20 protein-coding genes are annotated in these 22,054 nt (G+C 75.2%); 7 read left to right on the forward strand and 13 right to left on the reverse strand.

Translation table 11 applies throughout. The features are described from left to right. Window positions 1-92 precede the first annotated feature (92 nt). The gene (locus MT994_RS11655) at window positions 93-833 is read right to left on the reverse strand and encodes a response regulator transcription factor (protein ID WP_354806377.1); all 741 of its coding nucleotides are present in this window, start codon (window positions 831-833) and stop codon (window positions 93-95) included. Then, window positions 830-2,206, reverse strand: coding sequence for a histidine kinase (locus MT994_RS11660; protein WP_194521794.1), 1,377 nt, complete (start codon window positions 2,204-2,206; stop codon window positions 830-832). The genes MT994_RS11655 and MT994_RS11660 overlap by 4 nt, the downstream gene beginning before the upstream one ends. A 171-nt stretch (window positions 2,207-2,377) precedes the next feature. On the opposite strand from MT994_RS11660, the gene MT994_RS11665 reads away from it, so the two are divergent. Next, window positions 2,378-3,301: a GAP family protein gene (locus MT994_RS11665; RefSeq protein ID WP_354806379.1), complete on the forward strand. Its 924-nt coding sequence runs from the start codon at window positions 2,378-2,380 to the stop codon at window positions 3,299-3,301. A 94-nt stretch (window positions 3,302-3,395) separates the two neighbouring features. Here MT994_RS11665 and MT994_RS11670 read toward each other — a convergent pair whose 3' ends face one another. The 7 genes from MT994_RS11670 to MT994_RS11700 all read right to left on the reverse strand — a co-directional run bounded on the left by MT994_RS11670 (window position 3,396) and on the right by MT994_RS11700 (window position 12,145). Then, window positions 3,396-4,865, reverse strand: coding sequence for a flotillin family protein (locus MT994_RS11670; protein WP_021482496.1), 1,470 nt, complete (start codon window positions 4,863-4,865; stop codon window positions 3,396-3,398). 120 nt (window positions 4,866-4,985) lie between these two features. Beyond that, complete coding sequence (locus tag MT994_RS11675) at window positions 4,986-5,456, reverse strand: NfeD family protein (RefSeq protein WP_021482495.1); 471 nt, start codon at window positions 5,454-5,456, stop codon at window positions 4,986-4,988. Between the two features lie 144 nt (window positions 5,457-5,600). Further along, window positions 5,601-6,620 carry an aminoglycoside phosphotransferase family protein gene (locus tag MT994_RS11680; protein ID WP_354806381.1) on the reverse strand — a complete coding sequence of 340 codons (1,020 nt, stop codon included), beginning with the start codon at window positions 6,618-6,620 and terminating at the stop codon, window positions 5,601-5,603. 65 nt (window positions 6,621-6,685) lie between these two features. Continuing rightward, window positions 6,686-8,308: a RecQ family ATP-dependent DNA helicase gene (locus MT994_RS11685; RefSeq protein ID WP_354806382.1), complete on the reverse strand. Its 1,623-nt coding sequence runs from the start codon at window positions 8,306-8,308 to the stop codon at window positions 6,686-6,688. Then, window positions 8,305-10,113 carry a pyruvate dehydrogenase gene (locus tag MT994_RS11690; RefSeq protein WP_354806384.1) on the reverse strand — a complete coding sequence of 603 codons (1,809 nt, stop codon included), beginning with the start codon at window positions 10,111-10,113 and terminating at the stop codon, window positions 8,305-8,307. The genes MT994_RS11685 and MT994_RS11690 overlap by 4 nt, the downstream gene beginning before the upstream one ends. Before the next feature lie 155 nt (window positions 10,114-10,268). Next, a complete protein-coding gene (locus tag MT994_RS11695) occupies window positions 10,269-11,255 on the reverse strand; it encodes an NAD(P)/FAD-dependent oxidoreductase (protein WP_354806385.1) in 987 nt (328 codons plus the stop codon). A gap of 8 nt (window positions 11,256-11,263) precedes the next feature. After that, on the reverse strand, window positions 11,264-12,145 hold the full coding sequence (locus MT994_RS11700) for a class I SAM-dependent methyltransferase (RefSeq protein WP_354806386.1): 882 nt from the start codon (window positions 12,143-12,145) through the stop codon (window positions 11,264-11,266). A 47-nt stretch (window positions 12,146-12,192) separates the two neighbouring features. Between MT994_RS11700 and MT994_RS11705 the strand changes: the two genes are divergently transcribed. The 3 genes from MT994_RS11705 to MT994_RS11715 are packed head-to-tail and all read left to right on the forward strand — an operon-like array spanning window position 12,193 to window position 13,457. Beyond that, complete coding sequence (locus MT994_RS11705) at window positions 12,193-12,783, forward strand: helix-turn-helix transcriptional regulator (RefSeq protein ID WP_194217218.1); 591 nt, start codon at window positions 12,193-12,195, stop codon at window positions 12,781-12,783. A 33-nt stretch (window positions 12,784-12,816) separates the two neighbouring features. Beyond that, entirely contained in the window at window positions 12,817-13,143 is a 327-nt protein-coding gene (locus MT994_RS11710; protein ID WP_354806387.1) for a hypothetical protein, read from the forward strand. Further along, window positions 13,140-13,457, forward strand: coding sequence for a type II toxin-antitoxin system PemK/MazF family toxin (locus MT994_RS11715; protein WP_114553117.1), 318 nt, complete (start codon window positions 13,140-13,142; stop codon window positions 13,455-13,457). Before MT994_RS11710 ends, MT994_RS11715 begins: the two co-directional genes overlap by 4 nt. A 66-nt stretch (window positions 13,458-13,523) precedes the next feature. Here the strand turns inward: MT994_RS11715 and MT994_RS11720 are convergent, their stop codons facing one another. Further along, window positions 13,524-14,726 carry an MFS transporter gene (locus MT994_RS11720; protein WP_232422922.1) on the reverse strand — a complete coding sequence of 401 codons (1,203 nt, stop codon included), beginning with the start codon at window positions 14,724-14,726 and terminating at the stop codon, window positions 13,524-13,526. 266 nt (window positions 14,727-14,992) lie between these two features. Here MT994_RS11720 and MT994_RS11725 point away from each other — a divergent pair, with 266 nt between their 5' ends. After that, a complete protein-coding gene (locus MT994_RS11725) occupies window positions 14,993-15,298 on the forward strand; it encodes a GNAT family N-acetyltransferase (RefSeq protein ID WP_061266992.1) in 306 nt (101 codons plus the stop codon). A 57-nt stretch (window positions 15,299-15,355) separates the two neighbouring features. On the opposite strand, the gene MT994_RS11730 is transcribed toward MT994_RS11725, so the two are convergent. Further along, a complete protein-coding gene (locus tag MT994_RS11730) occupies window positions 15,356-16,087 on the reverse strand; it encodes a hypothetical protein (RefSeq protein WP_354806388.1) in 732 nt (243 codons plus the stop codon). Window positions 16,088-16,313: 226 nt separating this feature from the next. Between MT994_RS11730 and MT994_RS11735 the strand changes: the two genes are divergently transcribed. Beyond that, window positions 16,314-18,182, forward strand: coding sequence for an FAD-binding protein (locus tag MT994_RS11735; protein WP_354806389.1), 1,869 nt, complete (start codon window positions 16,314-16,316; stop codon window positions 18,180-18,182). Next, on the forward strand, window positions 18,179-19,042 hold the full coding sequence (locus MT994_RS11740; RefSeq protein ID WP_354806391.1) for a 2Fe-2S iron-sulfur cluster-binding protein: 864 nt from the start codon (window positions 18,179-18,181) through the stop codon (window positions 19,040-19,042). The genes MT994_RS11735 and MT994_RS11740 overlap by 4 nt, the downstream gene beginning before the upstream one ends. A 120-nt stretch (window positions 19,043-19,162) precedes the next feature. On the opposite strand, the gene pgm is transcribed toward MT994_RS11740, so the two are convergent. Both pgm and MT994_RS11750 read right to left on the reverse strand, forming a co-directional pair. After that, the gene (gene pgm / locus MT994_RS11745; protein WP_354806393.1) at window positions 19,163-20,857 is read right to left on the reverse strand and encodes a phosphoglucomutase (alpha-D-glucose-1,6-bisphosphate-dependent); all 1,695 of its coding nucleotides are present in this window, start codon (window positions 20,855-20,857) and stop codon (window positions 19,163-19,165) included. Between the two features lie 78 nt (window positions 20,858-20,935). Then, a complete protein-coding gene (locus tag MT994_RS11750) occupies window positions 20,936-21,922 on the reverse strand; it encodes a TetR/AcrR family transcriptional regulator (RefSeq protein WP_194521806.1) in 987 nt (328 codons plus the stop codon). Window positions 21,923-22,054: the final 132 nt, after the last annotated feature.

Here is a 22,054-nt window from a genome sequence, read left to right on the forward strand (position 1 = left end):
GATCGGGCGGGTTCCGGTCGGTGACCCCGTGGTCGACGGGCGCTGGGCGACGGGGGCTGGGCGCTGGGCGGCGGTCGGGTGCAGGGGGGCGGTCAGGCGAGGCCGCAGTCCCGCGCGACGATCGCCGCCTGCATGCGGGTCGCGACGCCGAGTTTCGCGAGCACGCGCGAGACGTGCGTCTTGGCCGTGGCCTCGGTGATGTAGAGGTCGGTCGCGATGCCCTGGTTGGACAGGCCGCGGCCGAGCGCCGCGAGCACGTCGACCTCGCGCGGCGTGAGGTCGGCGAGCCGGGGGTCGGGCCGGTCGTCGACGACGCCCCCGCCGCCCGACGCCGCGGGGTCCCCGGGACCGTCCGTGCCGCCCGGGCGCGATCCCGCGGGGAGCCGGGCGGCGTCGGGAACGGGGTCGCGCGCGAACGCGGCGAGGAGCCGACGGGTGACCTCGGGCGCGAGGACGCCGTCTCCGTCGGCGACGCGACGCACGGCGTCGATCAGCGCGGCGGGCTCGGCCGTCTTGAGGAGGAACCCCGCGGCCCCGGCGCGCAGCGCGCCGTCCACGTACTCGTCGAGGTCGAACGTCGTGAGCACGAGGACCTCGGCGAGGCGCTCGCCGGTGATGACGCGCGTCGCCTCGATGCCGTCGACGCCCGGCATCCGCAGGTCCATGAGCACGACGTCGGGCCGCAGCGCCCGGGCGTTCGTGACGGCGGCGGTGCCGTCCGCGGCCTCGCCGACCACCTCGACGTCGGGCGCGGCGTCGAGCAGCAGGCGCAGGCCCGCCCGGATGGCGGCGTGGTCGTCGGCGAGGAGCACCCGGACCGGTCGTCGCGTCATGCGTCCTGCCTCTCGACCGGGAGCCCGGCCACGGGGATCTCGGCGCGCACGGACCACCCGCCCGCGGGCAGCGGGCCGGCGCTGCACGTGCCGCCGAGACCGTCGGCGCGCTCGCGCATCGTGAGCAGGCCGGTGCCGGCGCTCAGCGGCGCCTCGACCGTCCCGGAACCGGGGGCGCCGTCGTCGCGCACCTCCAGCACGACGGCCGCCCCGTGCCGGGAGAGCTCGACGACGACCGGGGCGCCCGGCGCGTGCTTGAGCGCGTTCGTCACGGCCTCCTGCGCGATGCGGAACAGCGCCTGGTCCGCCGCCGCGGGCAGGGGCGACGCCGCGACGCCGTCCGGGTCGCGGAGCGTGACGGTCGTCGTCGCGCGCGCGGCGTCGAGGAGAGTGTCGAGGCCGGCGAGGCGGCCGGGGGCGACGACGGCGTCGGATGCGCCGCCGTCCTCGCGTCGCCCCTCCGTGCGCAGCAGCAGGATCATGGACCGCATCTCGTCGAGCGACGCGACGGCGCTCGCGCGCACCTGCTCGAGCGCGGCGCGGTCCTTCGCGGCGTCGGGCGGGAGGGCGAGCGCGGCGCCGGAGTGGATGGCGATGGTCGACAGGTGCGACGCGATGACGTCGTGCAGGTCGCGCGCCATCGCGGCCCGCTCCGCACGGACGGCCTCGTGCCGGTCGAGCTGCGCGATGCGCTCGAGGTCGCTCGCGCGCTGGCGCTCCAGGTCGGCCGTGCGGGCCGAGGCCTCGGCCTCGCGCGCGGCGAGGTCGGCGCGCTCGCTCGCGACCTCGGCGAGCTCGCTCGTGGTGCGCACGTTGGTGGCCCACCACATCGGCACGAGGAGCAGCGCGCTGAGCTGCAGCCCCATGTAGACGAACTCCCGCACGTCCCGCGTGGCCTCGCCCGCCCCGACGGCGCCCACCGCCACGACCGTCGCCGCGACGCCCCAGAGCCATGCGCGCGCCCGGGGCCGCGACCAGAGGGCCGCGGCGTAGAGCAGGTCCCAGAGGACGAGCATGAGGGCGAGGCTCCCGCCCCACCGCAGGTCGACGGCGGTGACGACGACCCCGCCGAGGAGCGCGAGGATCGGGTGCGCGCGCTTGACGAGGATGAGGAGGCACCCGACGCCGAGCAGCGCGACCCGCCACCAGGCGTGCGGGGGCTCGACGACGAACGACGCGCGGACGATGCCGACGAGCCCGACCTCGAGGAGCACCCACCCGAGGACGAACGTCGTCACGGCGGAGAACAGGTCGTTGCGCCGGTCCTCGATGCGCCACACGCCGCGCAGGGAACCGGCCGCCGCGCGCCAGCGCCCGGTGCGCCCGGGCGCGGCCGCGCGCGCGTCCTGCGTCCCGCCGTCGTGCGTGCTCACGCCTCCATCCCAGCACAGCGCGCCCGGAGACGGATCGGTCGAACGGTGTACGACGCCCGCGCCCGTCCCCGGCACCACGCCCCCCTCGCGCCTCCGCGGCCCCGCGACGGGGCGCACGAGTCGGTCGTTCGCCGGACGACGCGCCGGTCGCCGGACGGGAGGCTCGGGGGCATGGACCTCCCTCTCGACCTCGACGCCGTCGGCGGTCCGGGCCTCGGCCTGGCCGCCATGGCCGGCGTGCTCGTCGTGCTGGCGCTCATCGACTCCATGAGCTTCGGCACGCTGCTCATCCCCGTGTGGCTCCTGCTCGCGCCCGGGCGGCTGCGTGCGGGGCGCGTGCTCGTGTACCTCGGCACGGTGGCGGGGTTCTACCTCGCCGTCGGGATCGTCGTGCTGCTCGGCGCGGGCGCGTTCCTCGACCGGTTCGGCGACGCGCTCGACACGCGAGCCGCCGCGATCGTGCAGCTCCTCCTGGGCATCGCGCTCTTCGCGCTGAGCTTCCGGTTCGACAGCAAGCGCGCGGCGCGCAAGGCCGCGCAGTCCGACGCCGCCCCGTTCGGTGCCACCCCGTCCGCCGCCGGCCGGGCCGACGCCGTGGGGGCCAGCCCGTGGACCGGTGCCGGTGCCGGTGCCGGTGCCGAGACCGCCGGGCCGGGCGCGCCGTCGTCGCCCCCGCGCCCGGGGAGGCTCTCGCGGTGGCGCGAGCGTGCGCTCGGGATCGAGGCGGACGCCGTCGGGACCGGGGCGGTCCGGACGCGCTCGTCGGTGCTGCCGCTCATGGGGCTGGCCCTCGGGGCCGTCGCGATCGAGGTGGGGACGATGCTGCCGTACCTCGCCGCGATCGGGATCGTCACGACGTCGGACGTCGGCTGGCCCGGGAACGCTGCGATCCTCGCCGCGTACTGCGTCGTCATGGTCGCGCCCGCGCTCCTGCTGCTGCTCGGCCGGCTCGTCGCGGCGCGTGCGGTCGACCCGGTGCTGCACCGTCTCGACCGGTGGCTCACGAAGAACGCGACGGACATGACGGGCTGGGTGCTCGGGGCGCTGGGCGTGCTGCTCGCGCTCAACGCGTTCGGGCGCCTCGGCTGGGCCTGACCGGCCCCGGTTCTGCCGGCCGGCTCGCCGACCATGCGGCTGTGGCCCGCCCGGAGGTCCGGACGGGCCACGGCCGCATGGTCGGCGGGGTGGGTCAGTGCGACGTGCCGTTGGTCGGCGCGTCGCCCGAGCCCGCGAGCTGCGTGCCCGCGAGGTTGGCGATGAGCTGGTTGATGTCGACGCCGGTGAGCTGCTTGATGACGCCCTGGCCCTCGCCCAGGACGGACGCGACGTTCTTCGTGAGCGCGGACGCGCCGTCGGTCGAGACGACGGTCATGCCCTGGATGTTGCCGATCGGCTCGGCCGCGGCGCGCACGATCTCGGGCAGGCGCTCGATGAGCTCCTGGACGAGCGCCGCCTCGCCGTACTTCTGGAGCGCGTCGGCCTTGGCGTCGGTCGCCGCCGCCTCGGCGCGACCCTCGGCCTCGATCGCCGCGGCGCGGGCCTCACCCTCGGCCCGGATACCGGCCGCGAGAGCGACCTGGCGGTCGCGCTCGGCCTCACCGGCACGACGCACGGCCTGCGCGGACGCCTCGGCGTCCTGGATGGCCGCGGTCTTGTTCGCCTCGGCGATGACGGTGCGCTTGTACGCGTCGGCCTCGGTGGCGGCGTTCGCGGCGTCACGACGCGCGTTGGCCTCCTGGACCTCCGCGTACGCCTTGGCCTCGGCGGGCTTGCGGACCTCGATGTCGAGGCGCTCCTGCGTCACGCGCGCCTGCTCGGCGAGCGCCTCGCGCTCCTGCTGCGCGACGAGGCGGTCCTGCTCGGCGCGCGCGAGCTGGCCCGAGGCCTCGGCCTCGGCGTTGGCGCGGTCGGTGTCGGCCTTGATCGCGGCGCGCTTGAGGTCGAGGGCCTTCTGGCGCTCGGCGATCTGCTCGGCCGCCTCGATGACGGCGAACTCCGACGCGCGCTGGGCCTCGGCCTCGGAGACCTCGGCGACCTGGCGGGCGCGGGCCGACTCGGCGCGCCCGAGGTTCGCGAGGTAGTCCGACCCGGGCGTCGAGATGTCGGAGATGTTGAGCAGGTCGACCTGGAGGCCCTGCTCCGAGAGGTCGGCCTTCGTGGACTCGACGACGCGGTCGGACAGGCCCTTGCGGTCGGAGATGATCTGCTCGATCGTCATGTCGCCGACGATGGAGCGCAGCGAGCCCTCGAGGGACTCCTTGATGATCTCGGTGAGGGTGCCCTGCTGGGAGAGGAAGCGCTGGGCCGCGCGGCGCACGCCCTCCTCGTCGCCCCGCACCTTGAAGTTGATCGACGCCTTGATGGCGATCTTGATGCGGTTCTTGTCCACGCCCTCGACCGTGATGCCGATCTGGCGCTGCTCGAGCGAGATGGAGAAGCCCTGCTGGAGGATCGGCCAGACGAACGTGCGGCCGCCGACGACGACCTTCTGCCCGCTGCCCCCGGCCTCCTTGCGGCCCGCGCCGCGGCCGACGATGACCAGGGCCTCGTTCGGCGGGACGCGGCGGATGCGCTTGCTGATGAAGATGACCACCGCGAAGAACGCGATGACCAGGGCGACGATCGCCAGGGTCGTGATGAGGTTCGTGTCGTCGAACATGGTCCGCGCCGGGGCGCGTCTCCTTCCGTGGGTGCGGGCAGGTCAGGACGTGCGGCAGTCGTGCGGGTGCGCGGCACCCACGGGACGACGCGCGGGGCGTCGTGGTCGGTCCGTCGGACCTCAGTCGTTGGGGTAGTGCCGCTGGACGCGCACGCGGCTCCCGGACTGCTCGAGCACGACGACGCGCGCGCCCTCCGGGATCGGTTCGTCGGACCACGCGAGGCGGCGCTCGAGCTCGTGCGCCGCGTCGAGCGAGACCTCGCCGCGCGCGGGGTCGATCGCGGTGGTCGCGGTGCCCTGGACGCCCACGAGGGACACGGGGACGCCGTCCTCCGACGCGCGCAGGTTCTTGACCAGCAGCTGGACGAGGACCATGACGACGAGCGCCACGACGAGGGACCCGACGTACGCGAGCCACGTCGGCAGGTCGTTGGAGGCCACGATCACGCCGACGGCGCCGAACACCACGCCACCGACGCCGAGCGTCGTCCCGGACACCGCGCCGTCACCCAGGTCGACGATCTCGCCGACGAGCAGCGAGAGGAGCAGGAGGGCGAGTCCGGCGATGCCGATGACGATGAACGCGATCATGCGAGGTCCCCTCGGACGGGTGGCCACGGCGCGGGAGTGGCGTGTGGAGTTGTCGTGAACGTACGCACACCTTACCGTGACTCGACCATGCCGTGGGGCGATCCGGGGGTACGTCACATGGGGAGGACTCCCCACAGGGGAGTCTCAGACGCCCAGCTCGTCCAGCATCCGCAGCAGGTTGGCGCGGGCCGTGCCGGCGTACCCCTCGACCCAGTCGCCCTCGTAGCCCCGCGGCACCACCTCGACGGCGAGGAGGCACGACAGGTAGGTGCGGTACAGGCGCAGGCGCGTCCACGCGGCGGGGTCGCCGCTGCCGGGCGTGCCGTCGCCCAGGCCCAGGTCGCCGCCCTCGGCGGCGTAGCCCGCGAGGAGGTCCGCGTCGACGGGGCCGGACCCGAGCTGGTCGGCGCCCGCGAGCTCGAACAGCGGGTCGCCCCAGAGGGACCGCTCGGCGTCGAGCACGCCGACGATCCGTGGGGCGTCCGGCGCGAGCAGCACGTTCCCCGGCCACAGGTCCGCGTGCACGAGCCGGGGGACCTCGACGCGGGCGAGGACGTCGCGGTGCCGGGCGACGGCGTCGCGCACCCGGGCCTCCGGGAGCTCGACCCCCCACGTGCGCGCGTCGTCGAGCACGGCGTCGACCATGCGGGCGACCGCGTCGGGCCAGGTCGCGGCCGCGAGGCCCGACGCGGGGGCCGGGTAGCCGAACCGGTCGCCCGCGATCCGGTGCAGCCGCGCCATGAACGACCCGAGCCCGCGGCGGACGGCGGCGGACTCCGCCGCGTCGGCCTCGCGCGCGCTCCACAGGGTCCCGTCGAGGAACGTCACGACGAGCGCGTCACCGTCCACGTGCTCGCGCGTGAGGTCGGCGTGCAGCACCTGCGGGACGGGCAGGCCCGCGGCGTGGGCGGCCCGGTAGGCCGCCGCCTCGGTGCCGGGGATGCCGTGCTCGTACCGCAGGAGCCGGGACGTGTCGGCGCCCGTGACCTTGACGACGACGCGGCCCGGGACGTCGTCGGGCGTGGCGCCGGGCCGCGGGGCGAGGTCGACCGCGAAGACGCTCGCGAACATCCCGCCGCTCAGCGGCTCGGACCGCAGTGCCTCGCCGAGCGGCGCCACGAGCGCCGCGAGCTGGTCGTCCGTGACCGTCGTCCTGGTGAGCACGCGGCGATGCTACCGGCCGGGGCGGCGGCGCCGGACGCGCGCCCGCGCCGGCCACCGGCGGCGGGTCAGGACGCCGTGAGCAGGCCCTGGTCCGTCACCGCGTCGAGGCTCAGGGTCCGGTACCCGTGGGTCTCGAAGAGCACGGTCACGCGGTCGTCGCCCTCGTAGCCCATGACGGTCCCCTCGCCGAACTCCGGGTGACGCACCGTCGTGCCCGTCGACCACGGCGCGGACGCGTCGTCGGCGGCCCTCTCCTCCGCGGTCCCGGCCCAGCAGCTGTCGCAGCGCCCGCACGGCTCGGGCAGCTCCTCGCCGAGGTAGGCGAGCAGGAACTGGCGGCGGCACTGCGGGGTCTCGGCGTACGCGCGCATCATCTGCAGGCGCGAGTCGTCGACCCGGCGCCGGGCCTCCGCGAGCTCGTGCGCGACGTCGGCCACCGCACCCGGGCGCGCGTCCTCGCCGGCGAGCGCCCGCGCGTCCTCCACGAGCGCGCGCAGGCGTGCCAGACGCCGCGGCAGCCGCGCCCGCCCTCCTGACGACGACGAGCCCGACGCCGGGCCGCCCCGGCCCAGGGCGCGCGCGACCTCGCGGAGGTCGTCGCGGTCGGGCACGCCGACGGCGAAGTAGCGCTGGAGGCCCAGGTCCTCCGGCCGGTAGAAGAGCACCGCGACGGCGGGCTCGCCGTCGCGGCCCGCACGGCCGACCTCCTGGTAGTAGGCGTCCGGGGAACCGGGGACGTCCGCGTGCACGACGAACCGCACGTCCGGCTTGTCGATGCCCATGCCGAACGCGGACGTCGCGACCACGACGTCCACCTCGTCGTCCGTGAACCGCCGCTGGGCCTCGTCGCGCTCGGCCCGCCGCAGCCCGCCGTGGTAGGCCGCGGTGCGCAGGCCCGCCTCCGCGAGCGCGTCGGCGACCTCGGTCGTGCGACGTCGCGTGCCCACGTAGACGATCCCCACGCCGTGCTCGGCCTCCGCGCGCACCCGCTCGACGACCGCGCGGTCCTTGTCCGCCGCCTCGACGGTGCGCACGACCTCCAGCGCGATCCCCGGGCGGGCGAACCCGCGGACGATCACCGCGGCGTCGCGCAGGTGCAGGCGCTCGGCGACGTCCTCGCGCACGGGCGGGGACGCCGTCGCGGTGAGCGCGAGCACGGGCGGTCGCGGGTCGAGCGTGTCGAGGCGCTCGCCGACGCGCAGGTACTCGGGCCGGAAGTCGTGCCCCCAGGTCGAGACGCAGTGCGCCTCGTCGACCGCGACGAGGCTGGGCCGGGCCGCGCGGACGGCGTCGAGCACCTCCTCGTTGGCGAGCTGCTCGGGCGAGAGGAAGAGGAACTCCAGCTCGCCCGCGGCGGCGGCCTCGAGCGCGGCGCGGCGCTCGGCTGCGGGCACGGCCGAGCTCACGGCGGCGGCCCGCGCGTCGTCGTCGCCGAGCTCGAGGAGGGAGCGCACCTGGTCCTGCTGGAGCGCGATGAGCGGCGAGACGACGAGCGTCGGCCCGGGCAGCTCGAGGCCGGGGAGCTGGTAGACCGCGGACTTGCCGGCCCCCGTGGGCAGCACGAGCAGGACGTCGCGGCCGTCGAGGAGCGCGGTGATCGCCTCGCGCTGCCCGGGGCGCAGGTCGCGGTAGCCGAAGACCTCCCGGGCGGTGTCGCGGACGTCGGCGAGGGTGGGCTCGTCGGTCACGGGCGGGGCACGTTGCGCAGGTTGGCGCGGGCCATCGAGACGACCTCGCCCATGCCGCCGCCGAGGACCTCCTTGCTCATCGCGACCGCGAACCCGCGGACCTGGCCCGCGGTGATGTTCGGCGGGATCGAGAGCGCCCGGGGGTCGGTGACGACGTCGACGAGCGCCGGGCCGGGCCGGTTCAGCGCCTCCTGGAGCGCGCGGCGCAGGTCCTTCGGCTTCTCGACGCGCACCGCCGGGATGCCGATCGCGTTCGCGACCGCGGCGTAGTCCACGTGCGGCGACTCGGTGCCGAACATCGGCAGGCCGTCGACGAGCATCTCGAGGCGCACCATGCCGAGGCTCGCGTTGTCGAACAGGACGACCTTGACCGGCAGGTCGTAGTGCTTGAGCGTCACGAGCTCGCCGAGCAGCATCGAGAGGCCGCCGTCGCCGGCCATGGCGACGACCTGGCGTTCGCGGCCCCCTTCACGCCCGGCGGCCGCGGCGCCGATGGCGTGGGGGAGCGCGTTGGCCATCGAGCCGTGGATGAACGACCCGATGACGCGGCGCTTCCCGTTGGGCGTGATGTACCGCGCGGCCCACACGTTGCACATGCCCGTGTCGACGGTGAACACCGCGTCGTCGGCGGCGACCTGGTCGAGCGTGTCCGCGACGAACTCGGGGTGGATCGGCGTCGTGCGCTCGACCTTCTTCGTGTACGCCCCGACGACGCCGGTCATCGCCTTCTCGTGCTTGGCGACCATCGAGTCGAGGAACTTGCGCGAGCGCGCCTTCTTCACGAGCGGCAGGAGCGCGCGGACCGTCTCGCCGACGTCGCCCACGACGGCGAGGTCCAGGCGTGTGCGCCGGCCGAGGTGGGTCGGGTCGACGTCGACCTGCGCCGTGCGGACCGACTCCGGGAGGAACTGGTCGTACGGGAAGTCGGTGCCGAGCAGCACGAGGAGGTCGCAGTCGTGCATGGCGTCGAACGCGGCGCCGTAGCCGAGGAGGCCGGACATGCCGACGTCGAACGGGTTGTCGTACTGGATGAACTCCTTGCCGCGCAGCGAGTGGCCCACGGGCGCGGCGATCTTGTCGGCGAGCGCGATCACGTCGTCGTGCGCGCCGCGCACCCCCGCGCCGGCGAAGATCGTGACCTTCTTCGCGGCGTCGATCGCGTCCGCGAGCTGCTGGACGGCGGTCGCGTCGGGGACGACGCGCGGGGGCGCGGGCCGGCACGCGACGTCGGGCACGGCGGCCGGGGCGTCGAGGTCGGCGACGTCGCCCGGGAGCGTGAGGACGGAGACGCCGCGGGCGCCGTACGCGTGGTGGATCGCGGAATTGATGACGCGCGGCGCCTGCTCGGCGCTCGAGATCATCTCCGAGTAGACGGAGCACTCGGTGAACAGGCGGTCGGGGTGGGTCTCCTGGAAGAACCCGGTGCCGATCTGCTTGCTCGGGATGTGGCTCGCGATGGCGAGCACGGGCACGCGCGACCGGTTGGCGTCGTACAGGCCGTTGATGAGGTGGAGGTTCCCCGGCCCGCACGACCCCGCGCACACCGCGAGGCTGCCCGTGACCTCGGCCTCGGCGGCGGCGGCGAACGCGGCGGCCTCCTCGTGGCGCACGTGGATCCACTCGATCCCCTTGCCTGCGTTCTCGCCCGCGTTGGACCGGTGCACGGCGTCGACCACGGGGTTGAGGCTGTCGCCGACGATGCCGTAGATCCGGCGCACCCCCGCCTCGATGAGCTGCGCGACGAGCAGGTCGGCGACCGTGCGGTTGCGCTTGTCCTGCGGGGACCGACCGATTCCGAACGGCATGACGTACCTCCACGGTGGGCTGGGGTCGTCCTCCATCGTGCGACGGGCCGCCCGGCCGCGCAGCGCGAGCGGGCGTCTCGTGCGTCACCCTCCGCGCGGCCGGGCCCGCGGTCGTTCCCGGCCGCGGGCCCGGTCCGGTGCCTCGGGCCGACGCCTCAGACCGCGGGCTCGGCCTGCGCCGCGAACGGCGTCCGGCGTCGTGCGACGGCCGCCGCGGCGTCGGTCTGCGCGAGCTCCCCGTGGATCCCCGCGCCGGCCATGACCCCGGCCGCCGCCGACGCGCCGACCTGCGCCATGAGGTCGCTGGAGTTGCCCGCGGCCCACACGCCCGGCACGGCGGTCGCGCCGCGCGGGTCGGCGGGCACGAACCGGCCCGCTGGGTGGTCTTCCAGGGTCCCGCCGAGCTGCTCGAACAGCTCGCCGCGCGCGACGAACCGCGGCCCGACGACGACCGCGTCCACGGGGAACGACGTCCCGTCGGCGAGCACGACCGACCGCCCGGACCGGCCGTCGACGTCGAGCCGCGCGACCTCGCCCTCGACCACGCGCACGCCGAGCGCCGAGAGCTGCTCCCACGTGGCGTCGTCGGGCTCGGGGGCGGTGTGCTGGAACAGCGTGACGTGCGGGGTGAGCTGGCGGAACAGCAGCACCTGGTGCGCCGCCGCGGGCCCGGTCGCGAGCACCGCGATCCGCTGGCCGCGTACCTCCCACCCGTGGCAGAACGGGCAGTGCAGCACGCTCGACCCCCAGCCCTCGCGGACCCCGGGGACGTCGGGCAGCTCGTCGACCAGGCCGGTCGCGAGCAGCACGCGGCGCGCGCGGACCGTCCCGCCGTCGTCGAGCGTGAGCGTGAAGCCGGACCCGGCGTCGCCGTCGGCGCGGGCGACGCGCGCGTCGCGGACCTCGGCGCCGTAGCCCTCGGCCTCGGCGCGGCCGGTGGCCAGCAGCTCGCGCGGCGGCACGCCCTCGCGCCCGAGCAGGTTGTGCGCGCCCTCCGCGGGCGCGTTGCGCGGCTCGCCGGCGTCGAGCACGACGACGGACCGCAGCGACCGCGCGAGCGTCACCGCGGCGCTCAGCCCGGCGGGGCCGCCGCCGACGATCGCGACGTCGTAGGGGGCGTTCTTCTCGGTGGTGGTGTCCATGACTCTCCTCAGCGGGGGCGGCGGGCGGCCCAGACGACGCGGCCGCCCCGGGCGCGGACGGTGTGGTCGGTGGTGCCGGGCGCGGTCGCCGCGAGCACGGCGTCGAGCGCGGCGAGGTCGGCGGGCTCCAGCCGGTCCGCCAGGTGCTCGCGCTGGCGCAGCGCGGTCGCGTGCGCCCAGCGGGACGTGTCCGGCCCCGGCGGCACGACGGCGGTCGGCTCGCGCCGGTCCACCACCTCCAGCCCGGCGTCGGTCAGGTACGGGGTCCAGTCGGGGTAGCGGTTCCAGCCGGCGTGCGCCATGGCGCGCTCGAGGCGCGCGGTGAGGTCGGCGTGGTCCGCGCCGTCGGGCAGGACGGGCGACGTCGCGGTCATCTCGACGACGATGAGCAGGCCGCCCGGGGCGAGCGCGTCGCGGGCGTCGTGCAGGACGCGCGCCGGGTCGGCGACGTGGTGCAGCGAGGCCGACGCCCACACGACGTCCGCGGCGCCGACGGGCGGCCACCCGGCGTCGAGGTCGGCCTCGACGGTGCGCACGCGCTCCGCGAGACCCGTCCCGGCGAGCCGGGCCCGCAGGCGGTCGAGCATCGCGGCGTCCGCGTCGACCGCGACGACCTCGGCGTCGGGGAACGCCCGCGCGAGCGCTCGGGTGCCGGTGCCGGTCCCCGCGCCGAGGTCGACGACGGCGTGCGTCGGGGCCGGGGCGTGCCCGACGGCGACCGCCACGGCTTCGTCGAGGAGATGCCCGAAGACGAGCGCGTCGAGCTCGAGCAGCTCGGCCAGCCCGGCACCGTCGTGCGGGCCGTGGGCGTGGCCGTGGGTGTGAGTGTGGCCGTGCCCGGGCGCGTCGCCGGGGGTGGGCGCGGGGCGCCCGGGGGCGGGGAGGTCCATGACTCCACCGTAGGACGACCATGCGTGCTGAGCATAGGATCTTGCTCATGACGCAAGAACCGGATCTCGACGCCGTCGTGCGGCAACGCATCCGCGGGCTGCGGCTCGCGCGCGGCTGGACGCTCGACGCGCTCGCCGCGCGCTGCTTCCTCAGCCCGTCCACGCTCAGCCGCATCGAGACCGGGCACCGGCGCATCGCGCTCGACCAGCTCGTGCCGATCGCCCGCGCGCTCGGCACGACCCTCGACCAGCTCGTCGAGCCCGTCGACGACGAGGACGTCGTGATCCGGCCCGAGCCGCAGCGCCGCCCGGGGGAGACCACGTGGCTGCTGTCGCGCGAGCGGACCGGGACGATGGTCGCGAAGATGCGCCTCACGCCCGAGCGCGCCGTCGGGCCGGAGCACCAGCGCGTCCACCCGGGGCACGAGTGGTTCACCGTGCTGTCCGGGACGGCCGTCGTCTACCTCGCGGACCGCCGGATCCTCGTCCAGGAGGGCCAGGCAGCGGAGTTCTCGACGATGGTGCCGCACTCGTTCGGCGCGCACGACGGCCCGGTCGAGATCCTCACGATCTTCGACCAGGAGGGCGAGCGGGCCCACCTCTCGGGCGCGGCGTCAGCCGCGCCGGGTCGTGTCTGACAAATGTGGGACACGCGGCGTAGTGTCGTGACCATGGCGACGACAACCCGCAGCACCACGCACGAGAGAACGACTCCCCGAGGCTCGACCTCGCGGGGCGGGAAGAACGTGCCTGCCGGGGGGACCCCGCGGGGCGAGAAGGGCGAGGGCGCCTCGACGAAGCGCGACTCCGTCACGTTCCGACCCACCCCCGAGGAGCGCCGGATCCTCGACCGCCTCCGCGACGAAGGCGTCACCGCCAGCGATGCCGTCCGTCGTGGCCTGCACCTGGTCGCGCACGAGAAGTGGGTCGACCAGGCCCGCGTCGATGCGGAGAGTCTCGCCCACGAGAACCTCGACGACGAGCCGGACGCCTGGTGATCCGCGGCGCCGTCTACCGCGTCGACCTCGGTGACCCCCGGGGCCACGAGCAGGGCGGTCGGCGGTACGGGGTGGTCCTGTCCCCGACGAACATGCCGTGGTCCGTCGCGACGATCGTGCCGACCTCGACGAGCGCGCAGCGTGCGATCTTCCGGCCCGTCCTCGAGATCGCGGGCCAGGAGACCGTGCTCCTGGTCGACCAGCTCCGTGTGATCGACACCGACTACGTCGTCGGGGAGCCGGTCGACTTCCTTCTTCGAGACGACCTGGACGCGCTCGAGCGGGCCGTGCAGAGCTACCTCGGCATCATCTGACCCCGAGCCGTCCCGTCCGTCGTCCTCGGGCGGCTCGACGTCGACCGTCGCGCGGCGTGCCCCGCGTCAGTGGGCGGGCGTGCCGTCCGTGACGTCCTCACGGTCGGCGCTGCGCCGCAGCGACCGCAGGGCCACGAGCACCAGCACGACGGCGAGCGCGGCCGCCGCGACGACGACCTCGAACCCGGCGTGCGCACCGCCCGCGTCGATGCGCGACCCGGCGACGGACGACCCGATCGACACCCCGACGCCGAGCGACGTCCCGACCCACGCGAGGCCCTCGGTGAGCTGGGTCGGGGCCACGAGGTTCTGCACGAGGTTGTTGCCGTTGATGAGCGTCGGCGCGATGGCGAACCCGGTGACGAACATGACCGCCGCGAGGACGGGGATCGACGTGACGAAGAAGAACAGCGAGACGCCCGCGGCGAGCGCGACGATCCCGATGACGAACCGGCGCCACAGCGGGGACACCCAGTGGCGGGCGCCGTAGACGAGGCCGGAGATGAGCGAGCCCAGGGCGAACACGGCGAGGATGACGCCGGCGGCGCCCTTCTGGCCCTCCTCCTCGGCGAACGCGATGGTCGAGACGTCGGTCGCGCCGAACACGATGCCCATCGCCACGAAGATCACGGCGAGCACGATCATGCCCGTCGACCGCATGGCCGAGCGCTGCTTGACGCCGGCCTCGGGCACGACGACGGGCGGCTCGGTCGCACGCTGGGACAGGAACCACAGCCCGCCCACGACCGCCGCGACCAGGGGGACGACCAGCCCGGCCGACGGCGACACGCTCGTCGCGAGCACGGTCGCGAGCACGGGCCCGACGACGAACACGAGCTCGTCGAGCGCGGACTCGAGCGAGTACGCGGTGTGCAGGCGCCGCGCGTCGGGCACGACGTGCGTCCAGCGCGCGCGGACCATCGAGCCGTACGACCCCTGCGTCGCGCCGGAGACGGCGGCGAACACGTAGAGCGTCCACTCGGGCGCGCGGAGCACGGCGCACAGGATGAGCCCGCCGAGCCCGAGCGTCGCGGCGGCGAGCAGCGGCAGCATGACGACGCGCTGCCCCGTGCGGTCCACGAGGCGCGCGATCTGCGGCGACACGACCGCCTGCGCGACGACGAGCGCGGCCGCGACGCGTCCCGCGAGGGCGTACTCGCCGTAGATGCCCTGGATCATGAGGATCGTGCCGATGCCGACCATCGACATCGGCAGGCGCGCGACGAGCGCCGCGGCGGAGAACCGCCACGCGCCGGGCAGCGTGAGCACGGCGCGGTAGGGGTTGCGGGAGGCCCGGACGGGGGCGTCGGGCGCGGTGACCGACGTCGTCCCCTCGGTCGTCAGGTCGTCCCGCCGGTGCTCGGGGTTCTCGGGGTCGTCAGCGCGCGACGGGGAATCCTGGACCACCGTCCCAGTGTCGCACCCGGAAGCCGTCCGGCCGGTAGCGAATTCGCCTCGCGAGGGCCCGACGTGACGGCCGTCTCAGGCGTCGCGCCGCGGTTGTCCGGGGGCGCCGGGCCGACGACGATGGCGGCATGACCGACAGCCCCGCACCCCGCACGCCCACCGTCACCGTCACCGACGAGGGCGACCGCTTCGAGGCCCGCACCGACGACGGTGTCGTCGCCGGTTTCGCCGCCTACGTGCGGGAGCCGGGCGCGGTGATCTTCACGCACACCGAGGTCGACCCCGCGTTCGAGGGGCGCGGCGTCGGGTCCGCGCTCGCCGCGGGCGCGCTCGACAGCGTGCGGGAGTCGGGCGAGCGCGTCGTCGCGCTGTGCCCCTTCATCCGCGCGTACGTCGAGCGGCACCCGGAGTACGAGGACCTGACCCGGCGCTGAGCGCACGAGAGCCCCGGTCCGTCGGGACCGGGGCTCTCGCGGCAGGCGCGGGCGGCGTCAGGAGATCGTGCCGGTGCCCTCGCCCTCGATGCGCTCGTCGTGCAGGAGCTCGCCCTCCGCGTCCACGGGCGTGATCACGGCGTCGAACGTGATCGGCGAGCCGGGCTGGTAGCGGAAGTTCGTGGCGTACGAGTACGACTGGCCCGTCGCGAACGGGTACACCGACGGCTCGCGGTACGCCTGGTTGTGCATCGCGTCGTCGTGCACGCCCTGCGCCTCGTACAGCGCGTCGTCGACGATCGTGTCCATGCCCTGCATGTACGGCCAGTCGTCGTAGCGCTCGTCGATGCTCACGAGGCTCGAGCCGAGGTCGATCGGGTCGCCCTCGTTCGTGATGACGTAGTTGATGAAGACGATGTCGTCGCCCGCGGCGATGAGCGGCTGGTTGGTGTCGGGGTCGACGAACAGGCCGTCCTTCGAGGCCTGCGTGACGCCCACCTGGTAGACGTCGACGCGCACGTCGCCGACCGTGAACGTCGAGATCTGCTCGCCCGGCGTCGCGACGGGGTTGGCCCAGTCGGGGAGCTCGCCGTCCGCCTCGGTCCCCTCTGCCGCGGCCTCGTCGGTCTCCTCGGCGTCCTCGGCGGGCGCGGACTCCTCCGTCGTCGTCTCCTCGGGGGCCGACGTCTTCGGGGCGTCCCCGCCGTCGACGGCGACGGTGCACGCGGTGAGGCCGAGCGCGAGCGCGGCGGCAACGGTCAGGCGGGCGGCGGTACGGGCGGGACGCATGAGTGCTCCGGTGGTTCGGGGAGGGGTTCCGCACGGACCTTACCCACAGACGGGTCGTGGGCTCGATGGGGAGCGGTGCCCATGGGGCCCCGGACCGGGACCTTCGCCTGTTGCGCTGCCCCGGCGGCGCGGGGACCCTTCCCCTATGCCTCGGCACGCTCTCCCCCCGCTCCGCCCTGCACCCCCCCGCACCGGCCGGCCCCGCCCGCACGCCCCGAGGACGCCGGTGACCGCGCTGCGCGTCGAGCGCGCCGACGTGGTCGTGGTCGGGGGCGGCGCCGCCGGGCTGAGCGCGGCGCTCGCCGTCGCCGAGGCGGCGGCCCGCGACCACGGTCGCGCCCCCGTGGTCGCGCTCGTGTCGAAGGTGTACCCGATGCGCTCGCACACGGTCGCCGCGGAGGGCGGCGCGGCGGGCGTCGTGGGGGACGACGACTCGCTCGAGCAGCACGTCGCCGACACCCTCGCGGGCGGCGCAGGGCTGTGCGAGGAGGACGCCGTCCGGTTCGTCGTGGAGCGGGCGGCCGGCGAGCTCTACCGGCTCGAGCGGTGGGGGCTGCCGTGGTCGCGCACCGACGCCGGCGACGTGGCCGTCCGCCGGTTCGGCGGCATGAGCCGCGCGCGCACCTGGTTCGCCGCCGACAAGACCGGCTTCCACCTCCTGCACACCCTGTTCCAGACGTCGCTGCGGCACTCCGGCCCCGACGGTCCCGTCCGCCGGTACGACGAGCACCACGTGCTCGACCTCCTGGTCGACGACCCGGGCGGGCCGGACGCCCGGGTGCGCGGCGTCGTCGTGCACGACCAGCACCGCGGCGAGCCGCTGCTCCTGGAGGCGCCCGCCGTGGTCCTCGCCACGGGTGGCTCGGCGCGCGCGTGGGGGACCAGCACGAACGCGGGCATCTGCACCGGCGACGGCACGGCGATGGCGCTGCGGGCGGGCGTGCCGCTGCGCGACCTGGAGTTCCTCCAGTTCCACCCGACCGGTCTCCCGGGCAGCGGCATCCTCCTCACCGAGGCCGCGCGCGGCGAGGGCGGGGTGCTGCTCGACGCCGACGGCCGCCGCTACCTCGCCGACTACGGTCTCGGCCCCGAGTCGCCCGTCGGGGCGCCCGTGCCGCGCACCATGGAGCTCGGGCCGCGCGACCGCCTGTCGCAGGCGTTCTGGCACGCCGACCGCGACGGCCGCACGATCCCCACGCCCGACGGTGGCGTCGTCCTGCTCGACCTGCGCCACCTCGGCAAGGAGCGGCTCGCCGAGCGGCTGCCGCTCGTGACCGGCCTGGCCAAGCAGTTCGCGGGCGTCGACCCGGCGGCGGAGCCTGTCCCCGTCCGCCCGACGGCGCACTACACGATGGGCGGCATCCGCACCGACGCGCGCGGCACGACCGGCGTCGCCGGGCTGTTCGCGGCGGGGGAGTGCGCCTCCACCGGCCTGCACGGCGCCAACCGGCTCGGGTCCAACTCGCTCGTCGAGACGCTCGTCGTCGGGCGCGCGGCGGGCGAGGCGGCGCTCGCGTGGTCGCGGGAGATGGGCCCGCCCGGGGCCGACGGCGGGCCCCCGGCCGTCCGGTCGGGCCCCGAGGTCGTGGACCGGGCCGCCGAGATCGCCGACGGCTACCTCGCGATGCGCGGCCGGGGCGCCGAGCCGCCCGCCGCGATCCGGGCCGAGCTCGGACGCGTCCTCGACGCCGACGCCGGGATCTACCGCGACGCCGACGGCCTGCGGCGGGCGCTCGCGGCCGTCGAGGACCTGCGGGCCCGGTACGACGACGTGCGCGTCGCCGACACGAGCGCCGTGCTCAACACCGACTGGGCGACGACCGTCGAGCTGGGCGCGACGCTGCTCGTCGCGCACGCGACCGTCGCCGCCGCGCTCGCGCGGGAGGAGTCGCGCGGCGCCCACCAGCGGCTGGACTTCCCGGCGCCGGACGCGGTGGCGCGCCACTCCGAGGTCCGCCTCGGCGCGGGCGGCACCATCGAGGTGGCGCACGTCCCGGTGGGCGCCGGGACCCCCGCCGAGCACGGGGTTGCTGTCGGGAAGAGCTCGGAGACGACGACAACGTCGTTCTCGGCGGAGGAGGGAGAGGGCGCGTGAGCGAGCAGACGGTGCGGCTGGAGGTCGCGCGCACGTCGCCCGACGGCGCGGCCACCGGCGGGCGGGACGTGTTCGACGTGCCCTACGACGACCGCACGTCCGTGCTCGACGCGCTCCAGTGGGTCAAGGACCACGCCGACCCCACGCTGACGTTCCGGTGGTCGTGCAAGATGGCGGTTTGCGGGAGCTGCGGCGTCATGGTCAACGGCCGCCCGGTGCTCGGGTGCGAGACGTTCGTGCGCGGCTACCGCACGTCCGGCCTCGTCGTCGAGCCGCTCGCGCACGCCGAGGTGCTCCGCGACCTCGTCGTGGACACCGACACGTTCCTCGGCAAGCTCGCCACCGTGCAGCCCTGGCTCGTGCCCGACGGCGCCACGCGCCTCCCGCTCGTCGACCCGCCCTCGGCCGGGGTCGGGGCAGGGGCCGGGACCGGCGCCGGCGCCGGGGTCGAGGACGTCGACGGCTCGCGGACCCCGGACGGCGGCGACGTGCTGCGGGCGGTCGGGCCGGCGTCGGGCCACCGGCAGACGCCGGGCGAGCTCGCCGCGTTCAAGGGCTTCGCCGAGTGCATCGACTGCATGCTCTGCTACGCGGCGTGCCCGCAGCTCGACGTCGCGCCCGACTTCCTCGGCCCGGCCGTCGTCGCGACGGCGCGCCGCTGGGACGAGGACTCGCGCGACGCGGGCGAGCTCGACCGCGCCGACGTCCTCGACACCGAGTTCGGCGCCTGGCCGTGCATCCAGATCGGTGCGTGCACGCAGGTCTGCCCCAAGGGCGTCGACCCGGCCCGCGCGCTCCGCGACGCCCAGCGCGTCGCGACGGACACGTGGGACGAGCGCGAGCGCCGTCGGACGACGTAGCCCCTTTTCGCGAGGGAGAGCCCCGGTCCCGCGAGGTAGAGGCGTGGTCCCGCGAGGTAGAGCCCCGGTTTCGCGAGGTAGAGGCGTGGTCGTGACCACGCCTCTACCTCGGCGGGGTCGTCAGCTCCCGAGGGCGGCGGAGACGACGTCCTTCGCCTCGGCCTGGACCTGAGTCAGGTGCTCCGCGGAGACGAACGACTCGGCGTAGATCTTGTAGACGTTCTCCGTGCCCGACGGCCGGGCCGCGAACCACGCGTTCTCGGTCGTCACCTTGAGCCCGCCGATCGGGGCGTCGTTGCCGGGCGCGTTCGTGAGCTTCGCGGTGATCGGCTCGCCGGCGAGCTCGGTCGCGGTGACCTGCTCGGGCGAGAGCTTGCCGAGCGTCGCCTTCTCCTCGAGCGTCGCGGGCGCGTCGACGCGCGCGTACCAGGACTCGCCGTAGCGCTCGACGAGGTCGCGGTGGTGCTCGGACGGGGTGCGGCCCGTGGTCGCGATGATCTCCGACGCGAGCAGCGCGAGGAGCAGGCCGTCCTTGTCCGTGGACCAGACGCGGCCGTCCTTGCGCAGGAACGACGCCCCCGCGGACTCCTCGCCGCCGAACCCGACAGAGCCGTCGAGCAGGCCGGGCACGAACCACTTGAACCCGACCGGGACCTCGACGAGCCGACGGCCGAGCCCGCCCGCGACGCGGTCGATGAGCGCGGACGACACGAGCGTCTTGCCGATGGCGGCGTCGTCGCGCCAGCCCTCGCGCGCGCCGCCGTAGAGGTACTGGATCGCGACGGCGAGGTAGTGGTTGGGGTTCATGAGCCCGGCGTCGGGCGTGACGATCCCGTGGCGGTCGGAGTCGGCGTCGTTCCCGGTGGCGACGTCGAACGGCGCGCCGCCCTCGGCGTTCCCGGACTCCCCGGTCATGCCCGCGACGAGGGACGCCATCGCGTACGGCGAGGAGCAGTCCATGCGGATCTTGCCGTCCCAGTCGAGGGTCATGAACGCCCAGCGGGGGTCGACCTGCGGGTTGACGACCGTGAGGTCGAGCCCGTACCGCTCGCCGATCTCGCCCCAGTACTCGACCGACGCGCCACCCAGCGGATCGGCGCCGATCCGCACGCCGGAGTCGCGGATCGCGTCGAGGTCGAGGACGTTCGCCAGGTCGTCGACGTACGTGGTGAGGAAGTCGTGCTTGTGCACGTGCTCGGACGTGAGCGCCTGGGTCAGCGGCACGCGCGGCACGCTGCCGACGCCGGTGCGCAGGATCTCGTTCGCGCGGTCCGCGATCCAGCCGGTCGCCTCGGACCCGGCGGGGCCACCGTGCGGCGGGTTGTACTTGAAGCCGCCGTCGCGCGGGGGGTTGTGCGACGGCGTGACGACGATCCCGTCCGCGAGGCCGGGGCCGGTGGTGCGGACGCCGTCGACCGTCGTCGCCTCGTTGTGCAGGAGGATCGACTGCGAGACGGCGGGGGTCGGGGTGAACGAGTCGCGCGCGTCGACGTACGTCTGGACGCCCGCCGCGACGAGGACCTCGAGCGCGGTCTGCCACGCCGGGAGCGACAGCGCGTGCGTGTCGCGCCCGATGAACAGCGGCCCGTCGGTGCCCTGCGAGCGCCGGTACTCGACGATCGCGGCCGTGATCGCGATGATGTGCGCCTCGTTGAACGCGTGGTCCAGGCTCGACCCCCGGTGGCCCGACGTGCCGAACACGACCTTCTGGGCGGGGTCGTCGACGTCGGGCGCGAGGTCGTAGTAGGCGCCGACCACGGCGTCGACGTCGATGAGGTCGCTGGGCTGGGCGGGCGTGCCGGCGCGGGGATCCATGGGTCGATCCTGCCAGGGGTGGCGCCCGCACGTCAGCCGGGACGGACGTCGTGGCGCGGGACCTTCGGCACGACCTCCCTAGCCTGCGGGGTCGGGGTCCTCCGGCGCGGCGCCGGGGTCGTCGGACCGGTCGGCGCTCGCGCTGTCGATGGCCAGCTCGACGGCGTCGAGCAGACGGTCGAGGCTCGCGTCGAAGGGCCCCTGCGGCGCGTCGAAGCCGCCCGCGACGTAGACGCGCGTCATGACGGGGTAGCGCTCGACGTCGAACCAGTCCTCCCAGAAGCTGCCGAGCGTCGTCCAGTACTCGTCGTTGCCCACGCCGGTCGCGTCGCGCTCGGTCCGTTCGGCGATCGTGGCGCGCGCGAGGCCCTGGACGTAGTTGTCGACGAGGCCGAGCGTGTCGACGACCTGGAGCTCGGAGAGGCCGGTGTCGACGATGGTCCGCAGCCCGGCCTCCTGGGCGTCGAGCACGTGGGGCGCGAGCGGGGCGCGCCACATGTTGGTCTGCAGGATCCAGGGATGGCGCAGGTAGAGGTTCCACAGCTCGTGCGCGTACTGCGCGAGCGCGGGCCGCCACGGGGCTCCCGCGGCGGGCAGGTCGAGCTCGGCGTACGCGCGGTCGATCATGAGGTCGACGAGCTCGGTGCGGCCGGGCACGTAGGTGTAGAGCGACATCGCCCCGACGCCGAGCTCGGTCGCGACGCGGCGCATGGACAGCGCGTCGAGCCCGCCCTCCTGCGCGACGGCGATCCCCGCCCGCACGACGTCGTCGAGCGTGAGGCGCGGCTTGCGGCCGCGCGTCGCGGGGGCCGGCGGGTCCCACAGGAGCGCGAGGCGGCGCGTGATCTCGGGGGTGCGGACGATCTCGGTGAACTGGGCGCGAGCGTGCTCGGCCGCCTGCACCGCGGAGGCGACCCCGGCGTCCGCGGCGGCCGCGACGCCGCGCGTCCGCACGGCGTCGTCGTTGCCCGCGGCGTCCTCGGGGTCCGGGGTCGCGGGCGGGGTCGGCGCGGTGGCCGACGGCGCACGGTCGGCCGCGCGGGCGTCGGTCGGGTCGGTCGTCACGTCCGTATCCTCCCCGACTTCCCGCGGGATCTCGCCTCCGGCGCCGTCGCGCGCCGAAGGCTTGCCTTTTCCCGTACACCGTATGCTAGCGTGGTCGCTCCATTTCGGTACCGCGTACGAGAGGGTGGCTCC

Source organism: Cellulosimicrobium sp. MI9406, from assembly GCF_040595865.1.
In the GTDB taxonomy this organism is placed as follows: Bacteria; Actinomycetota; Actinomycetes; order Actinomycetales; family Cellulomonadaceae; genus Cellulosimicrobium; species Cellulosimicrobium funkei.

What these genes read in the sequence shown, in the direction of transcription:
- MT994_RS11655 (WP_354806377.1), bottom strand. Translation starts at nt 833, where the DNA reads ATGACGCGACGACCGGTCCGGGTGCTCCTCGCCGACGACCACGCCGCC.
- MT994_RS11665 (WP_354806379.1), top strand. Translation starts at nt 2,378, where the DNA reads ATGGACCTCCCTCTCGACCTCGACGCCGTCGGCGGTCCGGGCCTCGGC.
- MT994_RS11670 (WP_021482496.1), bottom strand. Translation starts at nt 4,865, where the DNA reads ATGTTCGACGACACGAACCTCATCACGACCCTGGCGATCGTCGCCCTG.
- MT994_RS11675 (WP_021482495.1), bottom strand. Translation starts at nt 5,456, where the DNA reads ATGATCGCGTTCATCGTCATCGGCATCGCCGGACTCGCCCTCCTGCTC.
- MT994_RS11690 (WP_354806384.1), bottom strand. Translation starts at nt 10,113, where the DNA reads ATGCCGTTCGGAATCGGTCGGTCCCCGCAGGACAAGCGCAACCGCACG.
- MT994_RS11695 (WP_354806385.1), bottom strand. Translation starts at nt 11,255, where the DNA reads ATGGACACCACCACCGAGAAGAACGCCCCCTACGACGTCGCGATCGTC.
- MT994_RS11700 (WP_354806386.1), bottom strand. Translation starts at nt 12,145, where the DNA reads ATGGACCTCCCCGCCCCCGGGCGCCCCGCGCCCACCCCCGGCGACGCG.
- MT994_RS11705 (WP_194217218.1), top strand. Translation starts at nt 12,193, where the DNA reads ATGACGCAAGAACCGGATCTCGACGCCGTCGTGCGGCAACGCATCCGC.
- MT994_RS11710 (WP_354806387.1), top strand. Translation starts at nt 12,817, where the DNA reads ATGGCGACGACAACCCGCAGCACCACGCACGAGAGAACGACTCCCCGA.
- MT994_RS11725 (WP_061266992.1), top strand. Translation starts at nt 14,993, where the DNA reads ATGACCGACAGCCCCGCACCCCGCACGCCCACCGTCACCGTCACCGAC.
- MT994_RS11730 (WP_354806388.1), bottom strand. Translation starts at nt 16,087, where the DNA reads ATGCGTCCCGCCCGTACCGCCGCCCGCCTGACCGTTGCCGCCGCGCTC.
- pgm (WP_354806393.1), bottom strand. Translation starts at nt 20,857, where the DNA reads ATGGATCCCCGCGCCGGCACGCCCGCCCAGCCCAGCGACCTCATCGAC.